General features: G+C 31.1%; 4 protein-coding genes. All 4 read right to left on the reverse strand.

Annotation, left to right across the window (positions count from 1 at the left end):
• Positions 1–247: 247 nt before the first annotated feature.
• From truA to ACRC28_RS16000, 4 genes are read right to left on the reverse strand one after another with little or no spacing between them, the layout of a single operon-like run.
• Positions 248–982 carry a tRNA pseudouridine(38-40) synthase TruA gene (gene truA / locus ACRC28_RS15985; protein WP_438544440.1) on the reverse strand — a complete coding sequence of 245 codons (735 nt, stop codon included), beginning with the start codon at positions 980–982 and terminating at the stop codon, positions 248–250.
• Complete coding sequence (locus ACRC28_RS15990) at positions 982–1,782, reverse strand: energy-coupling factor transporter transmembrane component T family protein (RefSeq protein WP_438544441.1); 801 nt, start codon at positions 1,780–1,782, stop codon at positions 982–984. The genes truA and ACRC28_RS15990 overlap by 1 nt, the downstream gene beginning before the upstream one ends.
• A gap of 15 nt (positions 1,783–1,797) precedes the next feature.
• On the reverse strand, positions 1,798–2,661 hold the full coding sequence (locus tag ACRC28_RS15995; protein WP_438544442.1) for an energy-coupling factor transporter ATPase: 864 nt from the start codon (positions 2,659–2,661) through the stop codon (positions 1,798–1,800).
• Positions 2,646–3,500 carry an energy-coupling factor transporter ATPase gene (locus ACRC28_RS16000; RefSeq protein WP_438544443.1) on the reverse strand — a complete coding sequence of 285 codons (855 nt, stop codon included), beginning with the start codon at positions 3,498–3,500 and terminating at the stop codon, positions 2,646–2,648. Before ACRC28_RS16000 ends, ACRC28_RS15995 begins: the two co-directional genes overlap by 16 nt.
• Between the last annotated feature and the right edge of the window lie 186 nt (positions 3,501–3,686).

Genomic DNA, 3,686 nt, shown 5'->3' on the forward strand with positions numbered 1-3,686 from the left:
CCTAATGGTTTACCAGCAGCGTCAACAACATACCAATTTCTTTGAACGTCTTGTGCTTTTGCAATGTATGATTTCATCTTAAATTTCCCTCCCTGAACTTACATTGTGTGCTTTACTTTTTAAAAGTTCCGCATTTATGTCAAGATCCAGGTCTAATGGATCTCAGATACATAAATATTCTAACAAACATACATTATTATAATACACGCACACGGGCGTGTCAACAAATTTATGATATTTTTTTTCATTAATAATAAACTTTTTCCAAAACTAATCCGTTAGGGGGAACGCAGTACCCTGAATCCCTTCTATTTCCTTCTTTTATAGCTCTTTCAACTATATTTAATTCTCTCTTTTTTAATCCAACTTCTATTAATGTTCCTACAATTATCCTTACCATATTATATAAAAAACCATCTGCTGTAACATAAATTTTTATAAATTCACTATTTGTCTCTATATGTAAATCAGTTATTGTTCTTACAGAAGTCTTTACAGAGCTTCCTGTTGTTCTAAAAGCTTTAAAGTCATGTGTTCCTATAAATAACTCACAACACTCTTTCATAGCTTCTATGTCTAAGCTATCTCTAACTTGATACATATAGTTTTTATATAATGCAGCCTTCTCATATCTGTTTATTAAAGTATAACAGTAAGTTTTTCCTTTGCTCATATATCTTGAATGGAAATCCTCTTCCACTTCCTCAGATTTTATAATAGCTATATCATCTGGTAATTTTGTATTTATTGCCTCTCTAAACTTCTCTGCTGGTATTCTAGCCTCTGTAAGAAAGTTTGCCACCATACCCTTTGCATGAACCCCTGAATCTGTTCTAGAGCTTCCTGTAATCGAAACTTCAGCCTTAAGTATTTTACTTAAGGCTGTTTCAATAGTTTCTTGTATAGTTTTAGCATTATTCTGTCTTTGCCATCCAGCATAAAAAGTTCCATCATATTCAATGGTTAACTTTATGTTTCTCATTATATAAATCTCACTCCAATGCTAATAATAAATAATATTAAGAAAATAATACCTGCTACTGTATCTTTATTAGTAAACATAAGCTTCTTCATTCTTGTTCTTCCACTTCCACCTCTATAGCATCTAGCTTCCATAGCCATAGCAAGTTCATCAGCTCTTCTAAATGAGCTGATAAAAAGAGGAATTAATAATGGAACTAAACTCTTAGCTTTTTTTATGATACCGCCACTATCAAAATCAGCACCTCTTGCTTTTTGTGCCTTCATTATCTTATCAGTTTCATCAATTAATGTTGGTATAAACCTAAGTGCAATAGTCATCATCATTGCAAGCTCATGTGATAATTCCTTACCAATTGGTCTTAAAAGATATTCCATCCCGTCAGTTAATTCAATTGGTGATGTAGTTAATGTTAAAAGAGATGTTCCTGCTACTAAGAATATTAATCTAAGAGCCATAAAAGCTGCTGTAACAAGCCCCTCTTTGTATATGTGTATAAACTTATAGTGGAATATTAAAGTATCCTCACTACCTCTAATCATAAATATATTTAATATTGATGTTAAAATTACTAAAAAGACTATTGGTTTAAGTCCCTTTAATATAAAACTAATTGGTACTTTTGAGTTTATTATTATTGCTCCTAAAAAAGCAACAACAAAGATATATCCAACAAACTTATTAATTATAAATAATACTGCTATAAATAATATTGATATTATAATCTTAGTTCTTGGATCTAATTTATGGACAAAACTTTCACCTGGAATATATTGTCCTATGGTTATATCCTTTAACACAGCCATTTCTCCCTTCTAAGAATTATTATCTTTTTTAAATATTCTTATTAACTCATCTCTACATTGCTCTATTGTATAAACTTCCTCACTAATTGGATAACCTTTATCTCTTAATCTTTTAGCTAAATATGTTACCTGTGGTACTCCTAGTCCAATCTCTTCAAGAACATCTATCTCCTTGAAAACTTCTCCTGGAGTTCCTTCTAATGCAACTTTTCCTTTGTTCATTACAATTATTCTTTCTGCAATTCTTCCTACATCCTCCATACTATGGCTAACTAAAATTATAGTCATTCCATATTTTTTATGAAGAATTTGAATTTGACCTAATATATCATCTCTTCCCTTAGGGTCTAATCCTGCTGTTGGCTCATCTAAAATAAGTGTTTTAGGTTCCATAGCAATAACTCCTGCTATAGCTACCCTTCTTTTTTGTCCACCACTTAAATCAAATGGTGACTTATCTTTAAAGGTTTCATAGTCAAGTCCAACCATCTCCATAGCAGTCTTAACACGTCTATCTATTTCCTCTTCATCAAGCCCTAAATTTCTTGGCCCATATTGAATATCTTTTTCTATTGTTTCTTCAAATAATTGATACTCAGGATATTGAAAAACTAAACCAACCTTCTTTCTTACATCAGAAAGCTTAACTCCCTTAGCTGTAATATCCTCACCATCTACTATTATTTTTCCTGAAGTTGCCTCTAAAAGCCCATTCATATGTTGAATTAATGTTGATTTTCCTGAACCAGTATGCCCAATTAACGTAACAAATTCTCCTGTTTTAATTTCAATATTAATATCTTCAAGAGCTGTCTTCTCAAATGGACCTCCTGGCATATACACATGTTTTAAATTTTCTATTTTAATTGACATAACGCATCCACCATTTCATCTACATTTAAAATTTCTTTATCTAAATTGAATCCTACCTTATTTAATTCATAAGTTATCTCAGTTACTTGTGGCACATCAAGCCCAAGCTCCTTCATTTGCTCTACCTTAGAAAACACCTCTTTAGGCTTTCCTTCTAACACAACATTTCCACCATCTATAACTACGATTCTATCAGCCTCAGCTGCTTCATCCATATAATGTGTAATAAGTACTATTGTTATTCCATACTCTTTATTAATTTCTTTTATATTCTTTATAACTTCTCGTCTACCTGATGGATCTAACATTGCTGTAGGCTCATCAAATATTATACATTCTGGTTGCATAGCAAGTATACCTGCAATAGCTACCCTCTGCTTTTGTCCACCTGATAAAAGATGTGGTGCATGTCTCTTATATTCAGACATCCCAACCTTTTCTAAGCTATCGTCCACACGTCTTCTTATCTCTTCTGGTGGAATCCCTAAGTTTTCTGGTCCAAATGCTACATCTTCCTCTACGATAGTTGCAACCATTTGGTTATCTGGATTTTGAAATACCATTCCTGCCTTTGATCTAACATCCCATACATTCTTTTCATCTTTTGTATCTAAACCATCTACATATATAACTCCTGATGTTGGAATAAGCAATGCATTCATATGTTTTGCTACAGTAGATTTCCCTGATCCATTGTGTCCTAAAACAACTAAAAACTCACCTTTATTTACAGTTAAATCTATGTCCTTAATTGCATACTTTTCAATAGTTTTTTCATCCTCTTCAGTTGTATACTTAAAAGATAACTTTTCACATTTAATCATATCTTTATTAGTCATAAATAACCTCCAATTAAAGCCTATATTTATTATATAAAATAATAAATACCTCTTAATTATTAAAAAATTAAATTTTATCAAGAAATAACCTAATCTTTATAATTTACTATAAAGAATAATATATTTCTTTATAAAATTCAACTTTCCTTTTAAAGTTCCCTATTCATTATATACTAAAAAATGCCT

The organism is Clostridium sp. (assembly GCF_051650885.1).
Lineage (GTDB): Bacteria > Bacillota > Clostridia > Clostridiales > Clostridiaceae > Clostridium.

What these genes read in the sequence shown, in the direction of transcription:
- truA (WP_438544440.1), bottom strand. Translation starts at nt 982, where the DNA reads ATGAGAAACATAAAGTTAACCATTGAATATGATGGAACTTTTTATGCT.
- ACRC28_RS15995 (WP_438544442.1), bottom strand. Translation starts at nt 2,661, where the DNA reads ATGTCAATTAAAATAGAAAATTTAAAACATGTGTATATGCCAGGAGGT.
- ACRC28_RS16000 (WP_438544443.1), bottom strand. Translation starts at nt 3,500, where the DNA reads ATGACTAATAAAGATATGATTAAATGTGAAAAGTTATCTTTTAAGTAT.